We start from the raw sequence: 21568 nt of genomic DNA, 5'->3' as shown, positions 1-21568 counted from the left end.
GAAGAGGAACTACGAAATGAAAACATCGAACGTTTTCAACAACAGCAAGCAAAAGAAGAACCTGTGCATACAAAAGATGTTTCTTTGTTCTCTAAGGGATTAAAATTCGTAGCCATTTCGGCTTTGGTCGCCACCTTGGTTTTGGCTTGTAATGCGCTATTCGGAAGTACTACGGAAGCAAATTATATCGAAAATCGGGAACTCTTTTATACCTACGCATTCATTTGTACCATCATTTATTTCGTGTTGGCCTATTGGGCGCTAAAACGCGGGAAACAAAAAACAACAGCATAAACATGGAAATTCCATTACAGCTCAATCAGGAAAATTTACAAGAATTGGAAAACCGTATGCCCGTACCGAAATATACACGTGCATCGGATACATCGGGAATCGTTCATATAGGTGTAGGTGGCTTTCACCGCGCCCATCTAGCTTACTATTTGCACCAATTAAAAAATGACGGCGCGGCCCCTACATGGGGAATCTGTGGAATCGGTTTACGCGAAGCGGACAACAAACTCTATGACATTTTCAAAAAACAAGACCATCTCTACACCCTTATGGTCAAACACCCAAACGGAAAAATCGAACCCGAAGTCATCGGGTCGATCGTTGATTTTAAAATGGGCACCACAGATCCCGAACCTGTCATCGCCCGAATGGCAGCTGCCGAGACGAAGATTGTTTCGTTGACCATTACCGAAGGAGGTTACAATTTTAATCCCAATACGGGAGAATTCAATTTTGATAACCCTGACATTCAACACGAATTACAAAACCCGCAGGACCCAAAAACCGTTTATGGGTTTCTAACTGCGGCCTTAAAAAGACGTCGCGATGCACGGCTACCTGCTTTTACGGTGCTGTCTTGTGATAATATCGAACATAACGGCGATATGGTGCATAAGATGCTACTCGCCTTCGCTGAAGCGCAAAACTCTGACCTGGCCAAATGGATAGCAAAGGAGGTCTCCTTCCCCAATAGCATGGTGGACCGTATAACCCCTGTTACTACCCAATCCGATATTGAGTTCTTAGAGAAAACCTACGGACTAAAAGATGAGTGGCCGGCGGACGGCCTGCGTTTGAAAAAGTAGGCGTACAATTCGTACCCGATGTGGGGCCCTATGAAAAAATGAAACTGCGACTGCTGAATGCGGGGCATTCAGTCTTGGGACTTTTAGGAGCCCTGCACGGCCACCCTACGATTAATGCCTGTGTAGAAGATGAGCTCTTCGCCTCCTATTTACGCGCCTTTTTTGACGAAGAAGCTACTCCAGTTTTAGGGAACATTGAAGGCATTGATTTAACGGACTACAAAAACAGTCTGCTCGAACGATTTGCAAACCCCAATATCAAAGACAGCGTCATCCGTATTTGCGCGGAGAGCTCTGCCAAATTACCCAAGTTTTTGATTCCAACCATTCATGAAAATTTGGCTACGGGCGGCAGCATCAAATTCGCCACTTTGGTCATTGCGGCATGGTGCTTTTACAGTGACAAACAAGTAGACCAAAACGGTCAGCCGCTGGAAATTATTGATGCCATGCATAGCGAATTGCATGCTACTGCGAAAGAAACGGCAAATGATGCGTTGGCTTTTATCAAGCAAGAATCGCTCTTTGGTGCACTTGTAGAAAATGAGCGTTTCGCGGAAAGCTATACTTCGCTGCTGGAAGAACTGTACCAAGGTGCTGACATTAAGAAATTGATGCGAAGTATGCTTTGAAGAAACTAATAGTACTTTTTTTGTAGGTCATAAGTAAAACCCCATGCTTCTTATTGTATGAAACAAACCCATTGTCCAAGAATATAAAACAGACACCATGTTCAAACCTTTTAGTCCTCCTATTGCATATAATGATGCAAAAAAACAAGCCATAGAAATCCTTAATCAAATGACCATCGATGAGAAAATCTCAATAATAGGTGGTTACAACATGTTTTACACAAAAGGGTTTGAAAAGTTTAATATACCGGCGCTGTATTTATCCGATGCCACACAAGGTGTTAACATACGACCAGAGCTTCCTAACCAACTTGAAAAATCGGTTGCTTTCCCAAGTCCAATAGCCTTAGCAAGTACTTGGAATAAGGAGTTGTCAAGTAATTATGCAAAATCTATTGGCGAAGAATGTAGAGCTGGGGAAATTGCGGTGCTTTTAGGGCCAGGAATGAACATTTATAGAATATCTCAAAACGGTAGAAACTTTGAATACTTTGGCGAAGATCCGTATTTGGCCGCGCGTATGGTAGAAAATTATGTAGTAGGTATGCAAGAAACAGGTACTATGGCTACTTTAAAGCATTTTATTGCCAATAATACAGACTACAAAAGAAGAACATCAAATTCTATAGTTGATGATAGAGCATTACGTGAAATTTATATGCCAGCGTTTGAAGCAGGTGTTAATGCAGGGGCAATGGCTGTTATGACTTCCTATAATTTGGTAAATGGTGAGTATGCAGGCCAAAACAAAGATGTTATTACAGGTCTTTTACGTGAGAATCTAGGTTTTAAGTGGTTGGTTATGAGCGATTGGTGGTCGGTTTTTGATTCCGAAAAAGTGATAAAATCCGGACTTGATCTGGATATGCCTGGTGAACCTAGAGAAGAATATCCTGCTTATATGAAAAAAGATAAATTCTTTTTACGTTCTTCCGCACAATCGCTTCTTGAAGATGGAAAAGTGGAAGAAGCAGACATCGATAGAATGGTAACTAACATATTAACCACACAAATAGCGATGGGTCTCCTTGAACGTCCCGTAAAAGATACTAGCTATTTCGAAAATTTCGATGATCATATTGAGGTCGCCTTACAAACAGCGCGTGAAAGTATGGTACTTCTCAAAAACAATGGTGTTTTACCCATACCTAAATCAGCAGATATTTCAATTTTACTTACTGGAGAATATTCGGAAAAAATTCCTTGTGGTGGAGGTGCTGCAGAAGTTAAAGGTTATGATACTATAACCATGCTTGCAGCGCTAAAAGAGGTATATGGGACCAAAGTCACTTACCAGGAAAAGCCCGATAATCAAACTATAAAAAATGCTGATTATGTGATATATAGTGCTGGAACATTTGATTCTGAAGGGTGGGATAAATCGTTTGATTTTCCAGAAACTGTTAATAAAGCCATTAAAAACATAGCGTTACTAAATAAGAATACTATTGTAGCTGTGAGCTCTGGTAGTGGCATGAATATGACCGAATGGAGCAATGAAATTGCAGGCTTAATTTACAGCTGGTATCCAGGACAAATTGGGTTTAAAGCTTTTGCTGAAATAGTAGCTGGTAGTACTAATCCATCTGGAAAGTTACCTATCACTATAGAGAAAACATTTAAAGATTCACCAGGATACGGTTACATCCCTAAAGGTGCAGCATTATACACAGGTTGGCAAGAAGATCATAAGATTATAGATCCAATAATTGATGTGAAATATGACGAAAGCATATTTGTTGGTTACCGTTGGTACGAGCATAAAGAAATTGAGCCACTTTATAACTTTGGCTTTGGCTTGTCTTATACAACATATGAATACAGCAATTTGAAGATTGAACAAGCATCAATCAAAGCAGGCTCATCCGTAAGTTTTAAAATTGATATTAAGAACGCTGGAGCAATGGATGGACAGGAAATAGTCCAAATATATGTTCGTGATATAGAATCTTCTGTGGAACGTCCTTTAAAAGAGTTGAAAGATTTTCAGAAAGTACAGTTAAATGCAGGAGTTAAAAAAACCTTGCATTTTACATTAACGGAAAGAGACTTTGCATTTTGGGATGTAAAAACAGAAAATTGGATAGTTGAGCCAGGGCAATTTGAAATACTTGTAGGATCTGCTTCTAATAATATTTTAGCAAAAGGTCTACTTGAAATAGTCCAATAAACAATTATTCAATTATGAGCAATAAAGTTTCGGTTAAGGAGAAAATAGGCTACGGATTAGGAGATGCAGCAGCTAATATTGGCTGGCGAGGAGTAGGAACGTTTTTGTTCATATTCTATACCGACGTGTTTGGATTAGATCCAGTGACAGTAGGTGTCCTGTTTTTAACAGCACGTTTGAGCGATGGTATCAGTGATGTCGTGATGGGTGTTATTGGTGATCGTACCAAATCAAAATACGGCAAATTTCGACCATGGATCCTCTGGACTGCGATTCCCTTAGCAATTAGTTTAATTCTACTTTTTTCTAGCCCAGACTTTAGCGCCTCTGGGAAAATCATTTATGCTTATATCACTTACCTCTTTTTTACGCTCATGTACACAGCCAATAACGTACCATATGGTGCGTTGATGGCCGTTATGTCCGGAGATGACAAAGAACGTACAAGTATTGGGGCCTATAGAATGGTAGGTGCATTTGGTGGAGGAATTCTTGTTCAGGGAGCACTGCTCTTTCTTATTGCCTATTTCGGAAATGTAGATCCTTCGGTAGAGGTCTCAAAACTGGAGAACAATACGTATCAAGTTGACATTGCCGCCACAAGAGATGTAGAGAATACTAATATAAAAACCGAGGATGGAATCGCCACTTTTAAATGGAACGATGACCGTAATTTGGAAAATACGCCTACTGTCGGTAAGAGCTTTAACATGGAATCTGGAAAAACGTATTCCTTTATAGTCGCAGGAGAATCTAATTTAACTTCAGAAAATCTGAGAATTATTGATCAAAAGAGGGGTTATAGTTACTCTATGCGTTCAATGGCAGTTGTTCTTGCGATTTTAATGTTTATCACCTTCTATACTACAAGAGAACGGATACTACCTCCAAAGGATCAGAAAGCCAATCTAAAACAAGATTTTAAGGATTTGGTTAACAATAGGCCATGGTGGACATTGCTTATTACTGGGATATTTTCAAGTTCCTATAATGCCATCAAACAAGGTATTATAATTATATATTTCACTCATTATTTACACGATCAATTATTGGCTGCGTCTTATCTTGTAGGGTTAATGTTGGTTTCTATTGTAGGTGCAATTTTAATGACGCCATTAAGTAATAAATATGGAAAACGGAAAATGTTTATTTATTCTTTGCTTATTTCTGGAGCTGTTATATCCCTTTTAATATTCTGCGATTCAACTGCTGTTGTCCTTATTTTTACAATTGGGTTGCTTTCAGAACTCATTGGAGCCTTTTTTTCCTGCTTATTCTTTGTGATGTTAGGTGATGCTGCGGATTATTCAGAATGGAAAAATAATCGTAGAGCTACGGGCTTGGTTTATTCAGCAGGATCGTTTGCAACTAAATTTGGAGGAGGTATTGCAGGTGCTATCATAGGATTGATTTTAGGTGCCTTCCACTATAATGGTCAGGACACTACTTCTATTGAAGGCGCAATTCCCGGTATAAAAATGTTAATGAGTTGGGTGCCTGGTATTGTTGCGGTAATTGGGGCAGGAATAATGCTGTTTTATCCTCTAACAAAGAAAAAAATGGGTGAGATAACTTCGACATTAGAGCAACGACGACTTGATGAAGCAAACAAAACTACTGGTTGAACGAATGATAAACATGGAGTTTTGTTTAAAAAAAAGGGTTAAATATTAATGAAGAAAAATAGAATTATTTGTTTTGGAGAAATACTTTGAGATGTCTCCCCCCCTACCGTTAGTTTGCAACTAGTGACAACAGTAGTTCACATCCTATTGAACGAACTAGTTAAAATCTCATATTTAAGTTATGGATAAGAAAAATAATAAGACGGGATCTATAGAATACACTCTAGTTCGCGGTGAAATACAGTCGGGTTATGGAGTTGCCTCTGGTAAAGGCAAGGATGAGCGATATCCGGAAGGGACTTTAAAACAACAGTTTCAACATTTTCTTGAACGAGGTCTTGATTTGAGCAACTATTTCATGGGTACCATCAATTTAGATATTTCTCCTTGCTCCTATAAAATAAAGAAGCCAAAATATTTTTTTAAGAACATAGATTGGTCGGATTATATTCCTCCAGAGAATTTTTATTTTTTTGATGTATCTCTCTATTATAAAGATGAAACCTATAAAGGATTGGTTTATTTACCCGATCCCGAAACTAAAGAAGATCATATTCAAAAGCCCACTATGCTCGAATTAATCCTTCCAAAAATAATGGGCTTGGAATACGGTGTTATGGTAGATATAGCGCTCAACAAAGAGCAACTTGATATAATCGCCAAGTAACCATTAGAAAACAGAACAGTATAAAATATAATATTCCCCTAGACTAAGGCACCACTAATTCCAGAGCACTTCTCGCAAACGGAAAAGCAATGCCTGGAGAAAGCCACGAAAATTTTACAACTACTGGAATTTGTAATTACAAAAAATCAACGAGGAAAGGTCAGAAATTAATAATGTTTTACAACAACGGCTATAATCCAGCCATGCTTTTTCACTTTCCTGAAATTTACTACATGTAAATACAACATGAATGGAATAAATAACTGCGGCAGTCAAAGATGCCGAGATCATAACCGGCACCGTCACAATCGTAGTGGTTTTTTATTAGTCTTTCTTTACGCTTAACACCAATACAGGGATCTTGGCTGAGAATTCGGCCTTATGAATCGTATTCTTTTCCCACAAATTGGTAAACACCCCTCTTTTCCTTCGAAATACACAAAGCAAATCCGGATGTTCAGCCTGAATATGTTCTAAAATTCCTAAATACGTGGTGGCGTGTTCTGCCAACGTCAAATGAGAACTGATATCCATCAATGCTGTATTTATCTGCAGGTCTCTGTCAATATATCCGGGAGTCTTTACGAGTAATAAATGGATCTTGGATTTAAATTTTTTCTTGATCTCTATTAACGGATTAAGAATTCGTTTTCTTTTTAAGACACCCGACTTAAATCCTACAAGGACAATCTTAAATGGAGTAAACTTCGTTCCTTTAGGCACAATCAATGTCGGGATCTCTGTTCTTTTTATGATCCTTCCAGATGTATGACCTAAATACAATTCTTCCTTAATATCATTACTTCTTGGAGCAATTACTATTAGATCTATCCCAAGTTTATCATTGATCTCTTTTAATCCATCAATTAAATCTCCGTTATAGGTGGCTATTTTGATCTCAACTTTCTTTCCGTCCACCTTATTGATGATCTCTTTAAGCCTTTCTTTTCCACTTTGCGCTACTTTGGCTGAAATATCTTTTAAATTTCCCGCGCCTTTGGTCACATTAAATACTTCCATTACAAACACCTGCGAAGAAAATTTAGACGCTAGATCTACAGCGTATTGAAGCGTCTCATGTGCATTTGGGGAGGTTCCGATGGGTACTAATATGTTCTTCATAATGGTTAGCGATTAATACTATAAATTTACGGATTAATTGGAATGATTAGATGATTAGACCTGCAAAGATAGAAGAAATTCCCCAGATCTTGCGTCTTACCAAGGCCTGCGCACAGTATATGATCGGCAGTGGAATATATCAATGGAATGAGCACTATCCCTCCAAAGAGGCATTTTTGAGAGATGTGGCAAGGGAAGAACTTTTTGTGCTAGAGCATCATTCCATGATCCAGGGGTGTATTGCCATCTCTTCCATGATGGACGAGGAATATGTCCCTGTTGAATGGCTCACGCCAAATGATAATAATCTCTATATTCATCGTTTGGCAGTACTTCCCGAACTACAGGGTAAAGGCAAGGCCAGGTTGTTAATGGATGCCGCAGAACAGAAAGCAGTTGATGAAAAGTATACTTCCATCCGTTTAGATACCTTTAGTAAAAATGAACGAAATCAGCGCTTTTATGAGGCCCGTGGGTACCAAAAACTTGGCCCTATTTATTTCCCGAACCAAAGTATTCATCCCTTTTATTGTTATGAACTAGTATTATAATCTTGATTATTTGAAAACCGTAGTCTCATTTAAGACCATTAACAAATTGGCCATCCCGGCCACCATAGCCGGCATTGCAGAACCTATCCTATCTATAACAGATACGGCTATTGTTGGCAACATTCCTGTTAATGGGCTGGAATCTCTTGCGGCTGTAGGCATTGTAGGGGCCTTTCTATCTATGCTTATTTGGATATTGGGGCAGACCCGAAGTGCCATTTCGGCCATCATTTCTCAATATCTGGGAGCAGGAAAGCTACAACAGGTAGCCAACCTTCCGGCTCAGGCCATATGCCTGAATTTGCTTCTAAGTGTTTTGATCCTGGTTGCCACCATCTTTGTGGTAGAAGAGATATTTATGTTGTTAAATGCCAAAGGCAAGATCCTGGAATTCTGTGTGTCTTATTATTCTATCAGGGTCTGGGGATTTCCCCTCACACTGTTCGTATTTGCTATCATGGGTATTTTCAGAGGGCTGCAGAATACTTACTGGCCCATGATGATAGCCATCGTAGGATCTGTACTTAATATTGGCCTCGATTTTGCCCTGGTGTATGGCATTAAGGGAATAATAGCCCCAATGTATTTAGAAGGAGCTGCCTGGGCCAGTCTTATTGCGCAGGGTGTTATGGCTGTAATGGCATTGTACCTTTTAATCACCAAAACAAATATTTCTCTTATACCAACAATGTCATTACATCCTGAGTTAGGTAGATTGATAGGGATGAGTCTGAATCTATTTGTACGGACCGTTGCCCTTAATATAACCTTGGTCCTTGCTGTAAGGGAGGCTACCGCTTTAGGGGATCGATTTATTGGAGCCCACACCATTGCCATCAATTTATGGTTATTTGCCGCATTTTTTATTGATGGCTATGGGGCCGCTGGCAATATTATGGGCGGGCGTCTCCTTGGCGCCAAGGACTATCCCAACTTATGGAAACTAGCCAAAAAAATAATTCTTTATGGTGTTGCCGTAAGTTTGGTGTTAATGGGAATAGGCGTACTACTTTACCGGCCCCTTGGTGCACTGTTTTCAAATGATACAGCTGTGCTGCAAACCTTTTACTCCATTTTCTTTATAGTTATTCTGGCCCTACCTATAAACACCGTGGCATTTGTATTTGATGGTCTGTTTAAGGGCCTTGGCGAAATGAAATACTTAAGAAACGTGCTGCTTGTGGCTACCTTCCTGGGATTTATCCCAATGCTATATTTGGGAAATCTCTTTAATTTAGGTCTGTATGGTATTTGGATAGCCATCACGGTTTGGATGATGATCCGAGGAGGAGCACTGGTCTGGAAGTTCAGGGCAAAATTTCGTCCGCTATTGCAAAAGGTGTAATTTTGAGAAAATCTATGATCCATGGGAACTTCCAGAACAAATGGTAGCCTTTACACCAATATTCAAAATACTGTTGCATCTGTAGAATTTGGCCATCCGGCCAGTAATTCTTTTGTTGCTGAATTACTTCAACGCCTTACCAAGACCCTGGATGAGCTTTCACAAAACAAGGAGGTCTCGCTTATTGTTTTGCGATCTGAAGGAGATGGCGCCTTTTGTGCAGGGGCCTCTTTTAATGAACTAATGGCCGTTTCTACGGAGGAGGAAGGCACCCGATTTTTTAGCGGGTTTGCCCATGTCCTGAATGCCATGCGGCGCTGTTCCCAACCAATTGTAGGCAGAGTTCAGGGAAAAGCCGTCGGCGGGGGAGTAGGACTTATTGCAGCTTGCGACTATGTATTTGCTGTTGAGGATGCCGCAGTCCGACTTTCAGAACTGACCATTGGTATTGCCCCACTTGTTATTGCCCCTGCAGTGGAACGAAAAATAGGCGTATCTGGTTTGGCAGAAATGTCTTTAGCCCCCACTGAATGGAAGAACGCATATTGGGCGAAGGATAAAGGTCTGTACTCCAAAGTCTTTAACACTATAAAGGAGATGGATAAAGAAATTGATTATTTTACTTCCCAATTGGGAGGGATTAACCCACAAGCACTTCGAGAACTTAAAAAAGTGTTGTGGAAAGGCACTGACAATTGGGCCCAATTGTTAACAGATAGAGCGGCTATTACAGGTAGCTTGGCCCTATCGCCTCATACCAAGAAAGCATTAGAGGCCTTTAAAAAATAAAATCGTTTCTTATATGGTGATAGCATGGCCGTGAATTTATCCATCATGAAATATTTAAGTACACCCTATCCCTTTTATTTCCGGGGCAGGTCCCTTTTGCAATTTGGTCTTGCCATCTTCTTACTAGCCTTTTTTTTCAATTACTTCTTCACCCCATTTAATGTAAATACAGCTGAACATAGGATGGATTATTTCTGGATCAGTTTTATACATGCGTTTATGCCCATGGTGATTCTGCTTCTTATATATCCATTTATCCATTTATCACCTTCTATTGATGAGCATTGGACCATTGGAAAGGATATCATTTTTCTCAGTATTTATCTTTTGCTTATCGGCATAGGCCAATTCCTTATAAGAGACCTTATTTACGATAATCCCAATAATTGGTCCTGGGGGTATTTTAGAGAAGAGGTTGGCAATACATTTTTAGTGGGTATCCTTCTGGTTGGCATAATTGTATCCGTAAATTCTAACAGGCTAAATGCCCGTTTTATGAGAGAGGCAAATATTCTGGAGCATTCACGGAGGGTATTCAACACACCCAAAAGTGTCAGCATTGTTCCCATAGAAACACAGGTTAAAATGGACAGGTTCGATCTGGAAATAGATCAATTTCTATTTGCCAAAGCAGAAGGAAATTACCTCATGTTATACATGTATACCGGGAATGATCTGATCCAAGTATTAAAAAGGATCACTATCAAAGAATTTGAAAAACAACTAGGCGTCATAGACCAGATCGTTAGAACACATCGGTCTTATATTGTTAATCTTTCTTTCCTTGAACATGTTAAAGGCAATGCCCAAGGATACCAACTTACACTACAACATGGGAATAGTACCATCCCGGTTTCAAGAAATATGATCCCTACATTTGAGTCCAGGTTACAACAATAGCAATATACCTTGTCATTCACCACAAATCCTTGTCATTCAACACAAAGGATCACAACGCATTTGGTTTAAGAATATCTTTGGGTAAAAGGAAATAGTATGCGACGGTATGATCTGGATTGGTTAAGGGTGCTGGTTTTTGGACTGCTTATCTTTTATCACGTAGGTATGTTCTTTGTTCCATGGGGTTGGCATATTAAAAATAATGTGGAATATTCTTGGCTGCGGTACCCAATGCTGTTCCTTAATCAATGGCGACTACCCATCCTGTTCGTTATCTCCGGAATGGGCACTTATTACGCTTTAAACAAAAGAACGGGACCGCAATTCAGTATGGAACGTATTAAAAGGTTATTCCTTCCTTTAGTGGTGGGCATGCTTATAATTGTTCCTCCGCAGGTATATATAGAAAAGTTTTCCGCCGGGCAATTTCTTGGGTCCTATTTTGACTTTTGGCCATCGAAGGCATTTATCGGTGTATATCCGGAAGGGAATATGAGCTGGCACCACCTCTGGTTCTTACCGTATTTGTTACTTTTTTCGCTGGCCTTGCTCCCTGTGTTTCTTTACCTGCGTAAGCATCCTGGAAACAGATTCCTTTTGAGGATAAAAAATAAGGTTGCCAGTAAGTATGGCCTTTTCTGGCTCATAATTCCGCTGTATTTCTTCGAATCTTTGCTAGAGCCATTTTTTAACATCACCCATGCCCTGATTGGCGATTGGTTTGCGATAGTAAATTACGCTACCCTATTTTTCTATGGCTTTCTGCTGATCTCTGTAAAAGAACAGTTCTGGAAAACGGTAACTGAGCATCGCAGATTTTATCTTATTTGCGGAATAGTTGGGTTTACCCTATTCCTTGGTCTGATAATGACTTTTGAAGATTCTATTTGGGAGCATTTTGTTGAAGCCTTTCTGAAGGTCTTTAATCTATGGTCATGGATCCTTGCACTCTTTGGCTATGCTGCGCGATATTTGAACAAGCAAAGCAAAGCATTGGCTTATTCCAACGAAGCAGTATATCCATTCTATATTCTGCATCAGACGATTACTATTATCACAGCTTATTTCATTATGGACTTGCCCTGGGGGCTCCTGCCAAAATTCCTGATCCTGACGATCGCTACTTTTGGTGGTTCCTATATCATTTATGAAACCTGTATAAGAAGATGGAGACTCATTAGGCCTTTCTTTGGATTGAAAAAACCTAAATAATTGCCCATAACCCATTTAAAATCTTAAAAAGCCAGATAGATTTAAAAGTGCCTTCCTTTTAAAGAATTCCTACCTTTGTCCTTTAAGGAAAGTGCAAATGAGTAAGATACGTGTAACCAAGGAGTTTAGATTTGAAACGGGCCACGCCTTGTATGGTTACGATGGGAAATGTAAAAATGTCCATGGGCATAGCTATAAGTTAGCTGTTACGGTCATCGGAACTCCGGTTTCTGAAAAAGAAGCGGTAAAACTGGGAATGGTGATCGATTTTGGGGATCTTAAAAAAATAGTAAAAGAGGAGGTAGTTGATCTGTTCGATCATGCTACGGTATTCAACAAAAATACACCGCATCTGGAATTGGCCAGAGAGCTGGAAACAAGAGGTCACAAAGTTATATTTGCTGATTATCAGCCCACCAGTGAAAATATGGTGATCGATTTTGCAGATAAGATCAAAGATCGGTTGCCTCAACATCTGCAACTTCATTCCTTAAAACTAAGGGAAACTGAGACGGCCTATGCAGAATGGTTCTCAGAAGACAATAAATAAACCCCTAGCCGTTTTTCCTATCTTTATAACCAAATGAAGCAAATTCTCGTACCGCCAGGAAAGAAGATCTATTTTGCCAGCGATAACCATCTGGGGGCTCCAACCAGGGATAAAAGTGCTGAAAGAGAGCGTATCTTCGTCTCTTGGCTAAGGCACGTAAAAAAAGATGCCGCAGCTATTTTTTTATTAGGAGATCTTTTTGATTTTTGGTTTGAGTATAAAACCGTAGTCCCCAAAGGATTTGTGCGTACTCTGGGCACCCTGGCAGAGATCACTGATAGTGGTATACCTGTATTTTTTTTTACCGGCAACCACGATCTGTGGATGAACGGATATTTTCAGGAAGAACTCGGGATCCCTGTATTTCATCAACCGGAACAATTTGAGATCAATTCAAAACGATTCTTTATTGGGCATGGGGATGGGTTAGGCCCACATGATAAGGGATATAAAAGAATGAAAAAGGTATTTACCAACCCTGTTGCGAAATGGTTCTTTCGTTGGTTACACCCCGATTGGGGCGTACGGGTGGCCCAGTATTTTTCGGTAAAAAACAAGTTGATCTCAGGCGAGGAAGACCAGGAATTCCTGGGAGAGGAAAATGAATGGCTGGTTCAGTATGCAAAGCGGAAATTATCCCAGGACCATTTCGATTTCTTTGTCTTTGGACATCGTCATCTACCTCTGGAAATAGCCTTAAATGAGAATTCCACCTATATCAATTTAGGCGATTGGATAAGCCATTATACCTATGGCGTTCTCGACGGAACCAGCTTTAAGCTCGAGCACTATAACCCTTAGGATGCCCTAAGGTCCTTGAGTTTCAATTGTAAATTTACGGTGCCATTCCAGACATTCTCCTCCAGCGTATAGACCGCACTGAATTCACTCCCATTTGCTACTACAGCTAATTTACTCCCAAGGCCAAAACCGATGGCTCCTATGGGTTGTGGGGTATGTTGTTTAACGGCAAGTTTTAAATGCTTGTTCTCTTCCCCTACTCCTTTAGCGTAGCCAGTATCCTGAAGGTGATGCGATAAAAATACAGGCTTCATATTCCCCGGGCCAAAGGGAGCAAACTGACTAAGGATACGCATTAGTTTTGGGGTTATCTCCGATAGCATGATCTCTGCATCTATATTGATCTCAGGGGTAAGCAGCATTGGGTCAATTGTGCTGGCTACTACTTTTTCAAATTGGGCCTTAAAATCGTCGTATTGGTTCTCAAGAAGTGTTAGACCTGCCGCATATTTATGACCTCCAAATTGCTCCAGGTGATCCTGGCACAATTCCAAGGCATTATACACATCAAAACCCCTCACCGAACGTGCGGAAGCGGCTAATTTATCTCCACTTTTTGTAAACACCAGCGTGGGTCTGTAATAGGTCTCCGTTAGGCGTGAAGCAACTATCCCTATAACTCCTTTATGCCAGGATTCCCTGTAAACCACAGAAGTAAATCTTTCTTCTTCTTTATTTTCCTGAATCTGTACCAAGGCTTCGGCGGTTATCTCCTGATCTAAACCACGACGATCTGTATTAAAGACTTCTATTTCCCTGGCCATTTCTTCGGCCTTAGCCGGATTGGTCTCTGTTAAAAGTGCAACGGCATAACGTCCATGTTCCATTCTTCCGGCGGCATTGATCCTTGGCGCAATGACAAAGACCACATCGGTGATGGTTAACAGGGTCTTTTTCAGCGCCTTAAGGATGGCTTTAAATCCTGGACGATGAGATGCGTTAATGACCTTTAGGCCAAAATGTGCCAAAACCCTGTTCTCCCCTGTCATAGGAACAATGTCTGCAGCAATTGCTGTCGCCACCAGATCGAGGTATGGGATCAGACCATCTATTGATCTGCCCTTGCTAAATTCTATGGCCTGAATCAATTTAAAACCTATACCACAACCGCACAATTCGTCATAGGGATAGGTACAATCTTCTCGTTTCGGATCAAGCACCGCCACTGCTTCGGGCAATTGCTCTCCGGGCCTATGGTGATCACATATTATAAAATCGATCCCTTTTTCCTTCGCATAAGACACCTTATCAATGGCCTTAATACCACAATCCAGAGCAATTATAAGGTCTATCTCATTATCATCTGCAAAATCGATCCCGGCGTAAGAGATACCATAACCTTCAGCGTACCGATCCGGAATATAGGTAGCAACCCTGGGATAAGATTCCAGTAGATAGGAGGATAACAGTGCCACCGCCGTGGTGCCATCAACATCATAATCCCCGTATACCAATATGTTTTGTTCCTTTTTAATGGCCTGTTCTATGCGATCCACTGCTTTGTCCATATCCTTCATCAGAAAGGGATCGTGAAGGTCTTCTAGTTCAGGTCGAAAAAAATGAAGTGCTTCTTCATAGGTGCTTATCCCTCTTTGTAATAAAAGAGTAGCCACCAGTGGGCTAACTTTTATTGCCTTGCTTAATTCCTTGACGGCAACTTCTTCTGGTTTGGGTCGTAACGTCCAACGCATCTGTGAAATTTCAATGGGGCTCATAAGGTACTATTAGAAGATGCATATTCTATGCAGCGCTGGTTTCATTGTTAGAAATTGAATTAAGGCCTAACTGTACTATTGATTTAGGCCTTATGGAAAATAGTTTGCGTAGAGACCGAAGCAAATTTTCGAAACATCTCCATTACCCCGCAGTACTTTTCTACAGACAGGTCTACCGCGCGTTGAAGTTTTTTCTGATCCAGATTGGCTCCGTAAAAATGGTACTCTACTTTTACTTCATTGTAGTATTTAGGATGCTCTTCCGTGAGTTCTGCAATGGTCTCAATATGAAATTTATCTACCTGTAGTTTCATTTTCCTGATAAGTGACGCCACATCTAAACCAGAACATCCGGCCAGAGAGGACAACATCAAAGCTTTTGGTCTAAACCCTTTTCCTTCACCCCCATCTTCAACGTCTGCATCCATAATAAATTCATGGCCCGATGGATTATTGCTCTCAAAAGCCATGTTGCCTATCCATTTGGTAGTGATCTGATTTGTCATACTGTTTTTTTTTGTTTCTTGCTAGCTCAAAATTACAACAATAACTACAAAAAAGATCCTATGCCACTGGTCAATCCGCTTTCTCCTGAACACAATGCTGAAACTAAAGAATTAGCTACATTTTTTAATGAAACGCTTGGGTTCTGTCCTAATTCTGTCCTTACCATGCAGCACAGGCCAGCGATCTCCAAGGCCTTTATTAATTTGAACAAGGCTGTGATGGAAAATCAGGGAAGGGTTACTTCGGCCTTAAAGAGAATGATCGCCTGGGTAAGCAGCAATGCGACAGGTTGCAGGTATTGTCAGGCCCACGCCATCAGGGCGGCTGAACGCTACGGAGCGGAACAGGAACAATTAGATAATATTTGGGACTATAGAACTCATCCTGCCTTTTCAGAAGCAGAACGCGCTGCACTCAATTTCTCATTGGCAGCATCTCAAGTGCCTAATATGGTTGATGAGAACATCAAAACCACCTTGTACAAGTATTGGAATGAAGGTGAGATCGTGGAGATGTTAGGGGTGATCTCACTTTTTGGCTATCTCAACAGATGGAACGATTCCATGGGAACCTCAATAGAACAGGGCGCCGTTGAAAGCGGGGAGCAATATCTTGGAAAACATGGATGGGAAAAGGGGAAACACCTTTAGCAATATCTAATTTAAATAAATAGAAAGTGCCCCGGTAAATATATGGCGAGCATGCCACAAAAGGTGCCTGTGGCCATATTTAGAATACAAGTACAACAGCAAAGGCAACTATTTCTTCCCTCCAACTACCAACACAAATTCGCCCTTCACAGTATGGGTGGTGTAATACGCGAGTACTTCAGATAAGGTACCACGTATAGTCTCCTCATACAATTTAGTAAGCTCTCTAGACACCGCCGCAGGCCTGTCTGGCCCAAAATAAGTAATGAACTGCTCCAGGGTTTTAAGTATTTTGTGGGGAGATTCATAGAAGATCATGGTGCGAGTTTCCTCTGCCAAATGCTGTAATTTGGTTTGCCTTCCCTTCTTTATGGGGAGGAAGCCTTCGAAAACAAAACGGTCTGCAGGAAGACCACTATTCACTAAAGCCGGAATAAGGGCGGTGGCACCGGGCAGACATTCAACAGATATTCCTTCTTCAATGCATGCACGTGTAAGTAGAAATCCCGGATCAGAAATTCCCGGGGTACCCGCATCTGAGATCAATGCAATGGTATCTCCTCCTTTTAATCTATCTACTATTTTACCAACTATCTTGTGCTCGTTATGCATATGATGCGACTGCATAGGCGTGCCGATCTCATAGTGCTTTAATAATTTCCCGCTGGTACGGGTATCTTCTGCCAGAATAAGGTCTGCTTCTTGAAGTACTTTAATTGCCCTTAGCGTAATGTCCTCCAAATTTCCTATTGGGGTGGGTACCAGATATAATGTTCCCATGTACGAATTGCTGTTTGTTAAAAATAAGAAGCCGAAAGTTAGATTCTCAACTTTCGGCCAATACTTTTTTAAATGTCTTTTCTACTTACGAAAACCTGCGCTCAACCAAGGCCATAAAACGAGTAGCATACTCCTCTTTGCCTTTCCAGTTATTGTATTCTGGTTTTACCATGTTTTCGATAAATGCGGTAGATCTATCCTGGCTTTCAATGGTATTTAACTGAGATAAAACCCTGTTAAACTCTTCTGTACTATCATTGAAGAGGTGTTTAACAAATGCCAGGCGGTCATTTAGTCCTACAACCATCTCCTTTGCGCTATGGCTATCGTTCAAAGATCTGCCTTTGGTATTTTCTGAAAGTGTTTCCTTATCTGGAGTAACATCTTCCATGTCATTTTTTAGTACTTCGGTCTTAGCGACAAATTCTGCAAAAAGCTGTTCAATATTGGCATCATTTGGCATTTCAGAGATCATATGTTTTATAGTGTCCATCCCTGGTGTAATAATATCCTCATCATGAGGGTTGCTCTCGGGAACGGTTTTATTTCCATCCATAACGGCTGTAGCCATCTTCTCAAATTTTGCGGCGATCACATTCTTGGAAACATCTATTTCAACATCGTTCAATTTCTCTTCAATAAATTTTAAGACCGCCAATTTTTCATATAAATTCTTCGCAGCCTCATACAATTCAGGAATATCACCCATGTCATGAGAAGTAATGATCTCCGTGGATAACTTCACTAATTCCTCTTTCAATTTACGCTTCATTTCTTTTTATTTTTCTGCCCTGTAAAGGTCTATCTTTTTTAATACTTTTATACTTCTATATTACTAACGGAGGAAATCGCATATTTCGTCTAAAATTACAAAATGTTTCTCGAAAATACTGTTAATCATAAAGAACAATTTGGGTGGATAGAAGTGATCAGCGGGTCCATGTTTTCAGGGAAAACGGAGGAGCTTATCCGAAGATTAAAACGCGCTCAATTTGCAAAACAAAAAGTTGAGATCTTTAAGCCCATCGTAGATACAAGGTATCATGATGAACGTGTTGTGTCGCACGATGAAAATGAGATCAGATCTACCCCTGTGCCGGCGGCGGCCAATATTAGGCTATTGGCAGATAGCTGCGATGTGGTGGGGATAGATGAAGCCCAGTTCTTCGATGATGAGATCGTCACAGTTTGTAATGATCTGGCCAATATGGGAGTTAGGGTAGTGGTGGCGGGACTCGACATGGATTTTAAAGGAAATCCTTTTGGCCCTATGCCGGCTTTGATGGCTACTGCAGAATACGTCACCAAGGTACATGCAGTTTGTACACGCACCGGGAATTTGGCGAACTACAGCTTTAGAAAATCCGATAATGACAATCTTGTCTTACTGGGAGAAACCGAAGAATATGAACCATTGAGCAGGGCTGCTTTTTATAAGGCCATGTTGAAGGAAAAAGTAAGTATGATGAATGTAAAGGCAGCAGAAGTCGTTGAAATTACTACAGCTAAAAAACAAACGAAATCAAAAAAGAAATAAAAACATATATCCCTAATACTATGGAGGTTTATCCCAGGTTTAAATTGTTTCTATGTCTAAGTTGAACGAGACAGTCCTGGAAATTGATCTAAGTGCGCTGGAGCATAATTACTATTTCCTTCGCTCCAAGCTCAACTCCTCCACCAAATTCATGGGGATAGTAAAAGCCTCCGGTTACGGCAGCGATCCATTGATAATTGCAAAAAAATTAGCGGCTCTAAAGGTCGATGCCCTTGCAGTGGCCTATGCAGCCGAGGGTGTTCAATTGCGTAAAGCCGGGATACAATTACCCATTCTTGTTTTACATCCACAAGTAGCTAATGTTGAGCTGCTGATAGAGTATTGTCTGGAACCGAGTATTTACAGTCCAAGAATATTAAAGGCCTTCTGCCAAGCCGCGAAAAATTCGGGGCAAAATGAATATCCTATTCATCTAAAGTTTAATACAGGATTAAACAGACTTGGCTTTTGCGAGAACGATGTTGAGTATATCGCCAAGGAGATCAAAAGCTCTAAAGCTGTAATGATCAAAGGGATATTTTCCCATTTGGCAGCATCGGAAGATGCCGCGGAAAAGGAATTTACCCAACGCCAAATTGCAGGATTTGAAAAGATCGTAAAAGATGCCGAAGCAGCTTTCGGACCTATCCCTATAAAACATTTGCTTAACACCTCAGGGATCTTAAACTATCCTGAGGCCCAATGGGATATGGTACGGAGTGGTATTGGACTCTATGGCTATGGAAATGACCCTGCCATTGATCCCTTATTAAAGCCAGTGGTTTCTTTAAGAACTATCATTTCGCAATTACATGCCATAGAACCAAATGAAAGTGTAGGTTATAACAGGGCCTATCGTTCACAAGGATCCAGGACCACGGCTACTCTTCCCCTTGGCCATGCCGATGGAATTGGCAGACACTACGGGAACGGCAGAGCTTCCGTCATCATACATGGTAAAAAAGCTCCCATCATTGGCAATGTATGTATGGATATGCTTATGGTAGATGTTACGGGCATTGAATGCAGGGAAGGAGATGAAGTTACCATTTTTGGAAAGGAGCAATCGGCAGAGGTCTTTGCCGCCTACGCAAATACGATCTCTTATGAGCTTATTACCAGTATCTCTTCGCGTGTAAAACGTGTTTATAAGTAATGCCAATTACTTCATTTCTACCCTTTTAGGTGCGTTGAAAATACTTATCTTGCAAGTACTACAAACACTAACATTAACTAATTAAAACAGACAATCAATGTTTAAAGAATTTAAGAATTTTATTATGACCGGCAACGTCATAGAATTTGCAGTTGCCGTAATTTTGGCTGGGGCCGTTGGCCAGGTGGTCAATGGATTTGTCAATGACATCATAATGCCAATTGTTGGCGAATTTTCTGGTGGAGTTGACTTTGCGAATCTCAAATATGTACTAACCGAAGCATCGGGAGTAGCAGGCGAGGCAGGGGCCATTGCAGAAAATGCCATTCGCTATGGGGCATGGATCAATACTATTGTGAATCTTATTATTGTAGGATTTGTGTTGTTTATGATCATCAAGGCTTATAACAAAACTAAAACACCTCCACCTCCACCGGCACCTTCAGGACCTAGTCAGGAAGACCTATTAGGAGAGATCAGAGATCTTTTAAAGAAGAAATAAGAAGTTGTTTCCTGCATAGTCAGGAAAGCCGCTACACTGAATAGCAATCTAAACCCCTTGTTTGGTATAAAAACTAAACAAGGGGTTCTTTTTGTTATAAAAATAACAAGTTGTTATATTTTTATAAAACTTTATTCAGAGTTTGCGGCATCATTCTCATTCGATTACCTTTGGCCTCATAATAAATTATCGATATGAAACTAGCGGTCGTAGGTGCTACAGGCATGGTAGGTGAGGTGATGCTCAAAGTGTTGGCGGAACGAAATTTCCCCGTAACAGAGCTATTGTTGGTAGCCTCAGAAAGGTCGAAAGGAAAGATACTCCAATATAAAGAGCGTCCATATACCGTTATTGGTTTACAAGAAGCCGTTGAAGCCAAACCAGATATTGCTATATTTTCTGCAGGAGGCGACACCTCTTTGGAGTGGGCACCAAGGTTTGCCGAGGTGGGTACAACAGTGATAGATAATTCATCTGCCTGGAGAATGAATCCGGAGATCAAATTAGTAGTGCCGGAGATAAATGCCAATATATTAAGTAAAGAAGATAAGATAATAGCGAACCCCAACTGCTCTACCATACAACTAGTTATGGTACTGGCGCCTCTTCACAAGGCATATGTTATGAAGCGCGTAGTGGTTTCTACTTATCAATCCGTGAGTGGCACCGGGATAAAGGCTGTGCAACAAATGGAAAATGAAATGGTAGGTGCCAAAACAGAAATGGCCTATCCCTACCCTATCCATAGAAACGCATTACCGCATTGTGACGTTTTCCTGGAAAATGGCTACACCAAAGAGGAAATGAAATTGGCGATGGAGCCTCAAAAGATATTAGATGACTCCAGTTTCGCCATTACTGCAACAGCAGTGCGCATCCCAACAGCCGGTGGGCATTCAGAATCTGTGAATGTGACCTTTGGTAAAGACTTTACCCTGGAGGCTGTACGGCAACTCTTAAGAGACACGCCGGGAGTAGTGGTACAAGACAATCCGGATACCAACACCTACCCCATGCCCCTATACGCCCATGACAAGGACGATGTCTTTGTAGGAAGGATCCGCCGTGATGCGTCGCATCCCAATACGCTAAACATGTGGATCGTGGCCGATAATTTGAGAAAAGGAGCTGCTACGAATGCAATACAAATTGCCGAGTATCTTGTACGTAAAAATCTGGTCTGACAATGGAGGTTTAAAACTCTGTTAAAAAGGCAATCCATCTTTCTTAACCAGAATATTTTAAGGTATTTTTAGG

General features: G+C 40.7%; 23 protein-coding genes. 18 read left to right on the top strand and 5 right to left on the bottom strand.

Features of this window, described 5'->3' with window-relative positions:
* The 6 genes from Q0X72_RS00585 to Q0X72_RS00560 all read left to right on the top strand — a co-directional run.
* The coding region (locus Q0X72_RS00585; protein WP_297760480.1) for a hypothetical protein at nt 1–294 on the top strand (294 nt) is incomplete at its 5' end.
* A gap of 2 nt (nt 295–296) precedes the next feature.
* Entirely contained in the window at nt 297–1100 is an 804-nt protein-coding gene (locus Q0X72_RS00580) for a mannitol dehydrogenase family protein (protein ID WP_297760477.1), read from the top strand.
* Entirely contained in the window at nt 1067–1732 is a 666-nt protein-coding gene (locus Q0X72_RS00575; RefSeq protein ID WP_297760474.1) for a hypothetical protein, read from the top strand. The genes Q0X72_RS00580 and Q0X72_RS00575 overlap by 34 nt, the downstream gene beginning before the upstream one ends.
* Before the next feature lie 97 nt (nt 1733–1829).
* Nucleotides 1830–3902: a glycoside hydrolase family 3 N-terminal domain-containing protein gene (locus Q0X72_RS00570; protein ID WP_297760472.1), complete on the top strand. Its 2073-nt coding sequence runs from the start codon at nt 1830–1832 to the stop codon at nt 3900–3902.
* 14 nt (nt 3903–3916) lie between these two features.
* Entirely contained in the window at nt 3917–5527 is a 1611-nt protein-coding gene (locus Q0X72_RS00565) for an MFS transporter (protein WP_297760469.1), read from the top strand.
* Between the two features lie 181 nt (nt 5528–5708).
* Nucleotides 5709–6194, top strand: coding sequence for a hypothetical protein (locus Q0X72_RS00560; RefSeq protein ID WP_297760466.1), 486 nt, complete (start codon nt 5709–5711; stop codon nt 6192–6194).
* Between the two features lie 324 nt (nt 6195–6518).
* Here Q0X72_RS00560 and Q0X72_RS00555 read toward each other — a convergent pair whose 3' ends face one another.
* On the bottom strand, nt 6519–7316 hold the full coding sequence (locus Q0X72_RS00555; RefSeq protein ID WP_297760463.1) for a universal stress protein: 798 nt from the start codon (nt 7314–7316) through the stop codon (nt 6519–6521).
* Nucleotides 7317–7366: 50 nt separating this feature from the next.
* Between Q0X72_RS00555 and Q0X72_RS00550 the strand changes: the two genes are divergently transcribed.
* The 7 genes from Q0X72_RS00550 (at nt 7367) to Q0X72_RS00520 (ending at nt 13464) form a co-directional block, all read left to right on the top strand.
* Entirely contained in the window at nt 7367–7867 is a 501-nt protein-coding gene (locus Q0X72_RS00550) for a GNAT family N-acetyltransferase (protein WP_297760459.1), read from the top strand.
* A 10-nt stretch (nt 7868–7877) separates the two neighbouring features.
* Nucleotides 7878–9212: an MATE family efflux transporter gene (locus tag Q0X72_RS00545; protein WP_297760456.1), complete on the top strand. Its 1335-nt coding sequence runs from the start codon at nt 7878–7880 to the stop codon at nt 9210–9212.
* A 21-nt stretch (nt 9213–9233) separates the two neighbouring features.
* Complete coding sequence (locus Q0X72_RS00540; RefSeq protein WP_297760453.1) at nt 9234–10001, top strand: enoyl-CoA hydratase/isomerase family protein; 768 nt, start codon at nt 9234–9236, stop codon at nt 9999–10001.
* A 45-nt stretch (nt 10002–10046) separates the two neighbouring features.
* Nucleotides 10047–10901 (top strand): LytTR family DNA-binding domain-containing protein, encoded by an 855-nt coding sequence (locus Q0X72_RS00535; protein WP_297760449.1) that lies wholly within the window; start codon nt 10047–10049, stop codon nt 10899–10901.
* A 96-nt stretch (nt 10902–10997) separates the two neighbouring features.
* Complete coding sequence (locus Q0X72_RS00530; protein WP_297760446.1) at nt 10998–12113, top strand: acyltransferase family protein; 1116 nt, start codon at nt 10998–11000, stop codon at nt 12111–12113.
* Nucleotides 12114–12210: 97 nt separating this feature from the next.
* Nucleotides 12211–12663: a 6-carboxytetrahydropterin synthase gene (locus Q0X72_RS00525; protein ID WP_297760443.1), complete on the top strand. Its 453-nt coding sequence runs from the start codon at nt 12211–12213 to the stop codon at nt 12661–12663.
* Nucleotides 12664–12696: 33 nt separating this feature from the next.
* Nucleotides 12697–13464, top strand: a complete 768-nt coding sequence (locus tag Q0X72_RS00520) for a UDP-2,3-diacylglucosamine diphosphatase (protein ID WP_297760440.1) — start codon at nt 12697–12699, stop codon at nt 13462–13464.
* On the opposite strand, the gene recJ is transcribed toward Q0X72_RS00520, so the two are convergent.
* Together recJ and Q0X72_RS00510 are read right to left on the bottom strand one after the other, a co-directional pair.
* The gene (recJ, locus tag Q0X72_RS00515) at nt 13461–15155 is read right to left on the bottom strand and encodes a single-stranded-DNA-specific exonuclease RecJ (protein ID WP_297760487.1); all 1695 of its coding nucleotides are present in this window, start codon (nt 15153–15155) and stop codon (nt 13461–13463) included. The two genes, Q0X72_RS00520 and recJ, sit on opposite strands and share 4 nt — an antisense overlap.
* Nucleotides 15156–15262: 107 nt before the next feature.
* A complete protein-coding gene (locus Q0X72_RS00510) occupies nt 15263–15685 on the bottom strand; it encodes an OsmC family protein (protein ID WP_297760437.1) in 423 nt (140 codons plus the stop codon).
* A gap of 60 nt (nt 15686–15745) precedes the next feature.
* On the opposite strand from Q0X72_RS00510, the gene Q0X72_RS00505 reads away from it, so the two are divergent.
* Complete coding sequence (locus tag Q0X72_RS00505) at nt 15746–16336, top strand: carboxymuconolactone decarboxylase family protein (RefSeq protein WP_297760434.1); 591 nt, start codon at nt 15746–15748, stop codon at nt 16334–16336.
* 108 nt (nt 16337–16444) lie between these two features.
* Here Q0X72_RS00505 and rsmI read toward each other — a convergent pair whose 3' ends face one another.
* The gene (rsmI, locus tag Q0X72_RS00500) at nt 16445–17116 is read right to left on the bottom strand and encodes a 16S rRNA (cytidine(1402)-2'-O)-methyltransferase (protein ID WP_297760431.1); all 672 of its coding nucleotides are present in this window, start codon (nt 17114–17116) and stop codon (nt 16445–16447) included.
* An 85-nt stretch (nt 17117–17201) separates the two neighbouring features.
* Nucleotides 17202–17888 carry a hypothetical protein gene (locus tag Q0X72_RS00495; protein ID WP_297760428.1) on the bottom strand — a complete coding sequence of 229 codons (687 nt, stop codon included), beginning with the start codon at nt 17886–17888 and terminating at the stop codon, nt 17202–17204.
* A 102-nt stretch (nt 17889–17990) separates the two neighbouring features.
* Here Q0X72_RS00495 and Q0X72_RS00490 point away from each other — a divergent pair, with 102 nt between their 5' ends.
* The 4 genes from Q0X72_RS00490 to Q0X72_RS00475 all read left to right on the top strand — a co-directional run bounded on the left by Q0X72_RS00490 (nt 17991) and on the right by Q0X72_RS00475 (nt 21495).
* Nucleotides 17991–18653, top strand: coding sequence for a thymidine kinase (locus Q0X72_RS00490; RefSeq protein WP_297760425.1), 663 nt, complete (start codon nt 17991–17993; stop codon nt 18651–18653).
* A gap of 52 nt (nt 18654–18705) precedes the next feature.
* The gene (gene alr / locus Q0X72_RS00485; protein ID WP_297760423.1) at nt 18706–19809 is read left to right on the top strand and encodes an alanine racemase; all 1104 of its coding nucleotides are present in this window, start codon (nt 18706–18708) and stop codon (nt 19807–19809) included.
* A gap of 97 nt (nt 19810–19906) precedes the next feature.
* Nucleotides 19907–20311 carry a large conductance mechanosensitive channel protein MscL gene (gene mscL / locus Q0X72_RS00480; RefSeq protein WP_297760420.1) on the top strand — a complete coding sequence of 135 codons (405 nt, stop codon included), beginning with the start codon at nt 19907–19909 and terminating at the stop codon, nt 20309–20311.
* Nucleotides 20312–20505: 194 nt separating this feature from the next.
* A complete protein-coding gene (locus Q0X72_RS00475) occupies nt 20506–21495 on the top strand; it encodes an aspartate-semialdehyde dehydrogenase (protein WP_297760416.1) in 990 nt (329 codons plus the stop codon).
* Nucleotides 21496–21568 lie beyond the last annotated feature (73 nt).

The sequence above is a fragment of the uncultured Muriicola sp. genome (assembly GCF_947258935.1).
GTDB lineage: Bacteria > Bacteroidota > Bacteroidia > Flavobacteriales > Flavobacteriaceae > Muriicola.
Note: the sequence above shows the minus strand (reverse complement) of the source record. Positions and strands in the feature narration are given on the sequence as shown.

Bases quoted from the DNA above. Each gene is read 5' to 3' on its own strand.
- Q0X72_RS00580 (WP_297760477.1), top strand. From the start codon at position 297: ATGGAAATTCCATTACAGCTCAATCAGGAAAATTTACAAGAATTGGAA.
- Q0X72_RS00570 (WP_297760472.1), top strand. From the start codon at position 1,830: ATGTTCAAACCTTTTAGTCCTCCTATTGCATATAATGATGCAAAAAAA.
- Q0X72_RS00565 (WP_297760469.1), top strand. From the start codon at position 3,917: ATGAGCAATAAAGTTTCGGTTAAGGAGAAAATAGGCTACGGATTAGGA.
- Q0X72_RS00560 (WP_297760466.1), top strand. From the start codon at position 5,709: ATGGATAAGAAAAATAATAAGACGGGATCTATAGAATACACTCTAGTT.
- Q0X72_RS00555 (WP_297760463.1), bottom strand. From the start codon at position 7,316: ATGAAGAACATATTAGTACCCATCGGAACCTCCCCAAATGCACATGAG.
- Q0X72_RS00550 (WP_297760459.1), top strand. From the start codon at position 7,367: ATGATTAGACCTGCAAAGATAGAAGAAATTCCCCAGATCTTGCGTCTT.
- Q0X72_RS00540 (WP_297760453.1), top strand. From the start codon at position 9,234: ATGGGAACTTCCAGAACAAATGGTAGCCTTTACACCAATATTCAAAAT.
- Q0X72_RS00535 (WP_297760449.1), top strand. From the start codon at position 10,047: ATGAAATATTTAAGTACACCCTATCCCTTTTATTTCCGGGGCAGGTCC.
- Q0X72_RS00530 (WP_297760446.1), top strand. From the start codon at position 10,998: ATGCGACGGTATGATCTGGATTGGTTAAGGGTGCTGGTTTTTGGACTG.
- Q0X72_RS00525 (WP_297760443.1), top strand. From the start codon at position 12,211: ATGAGTAAGATACGTGTAACCAAGGAGTTTAGATTTGAAACGGGCCAC.
- Q0X72_RS00520 (WP_297760440.1), top strand. From the start codon at position 12,697: ATGAAGCAAATTCTCGTACCGCCAGGAAAGAAGATCTATTTTGCCAGC.
- recJ (WP_297760487.1), bottom strand. From the start codon at position 15,155: ATGCGTTGGACGTTACGACCCAAACCAGAAGAAGTTGCCGTCAAGGAA.
- Q0X72_RS00510 (WP_297760437.1), bottom strand. From the start codon at position 15,685: ATGACAAATCAGATCACTACCAAATGGATAGGCAACATGGCTTTTGAG.
- Q0X72_RS00505 (WP_297760434.1), top strand. From the start codon at position 15,746: ATGCCACTGGTCAATCCGCTTTCTCCTGAACACAATGCTGAAACTAAA.
- rsmI (WP_297760431.1), bottom strand. From the start codon at position 17,116: ATGGGAACATTATATCTGGTACCCACCCCAATAGGAAATTTGGAGGAC.
- Q0X72_RS00495 (WP_297760428.1), bottom strand. From the start codon at position 17,888: ATGAAGCGTAAATTGAAAGAGGAATTAGTGAAGTTATCCACGGAGATC.
- Q0X72_RS00490 (WP_297760425.1), top strand. From the start codon at position 17,991: ATGTTTCTCGAAAATACTGTTAATCATAAAGAACAATTTGGGTGGATA.
- alr (WP_297760423.1), top strand. From the start codon at position 18,706: ATGTCTAAGTTGAACGAGACAGTCCTGGAAATTGATCTAAGTGCGCTG.
- mscL (WP_297760420.1), top strand. From the start codon at position 19,907: ATGTTTAAAGAATTTAAGAATTTTATTATGACCGGCAACGTCATAGAA.
- Q0X72_RS00475 (WP_297760416.1), top strand. From the start codon at position 20,506: ATGAAACTAGCGGTCGTAGGTGCTACAGGCATGGTAGGTGAGGTGATG.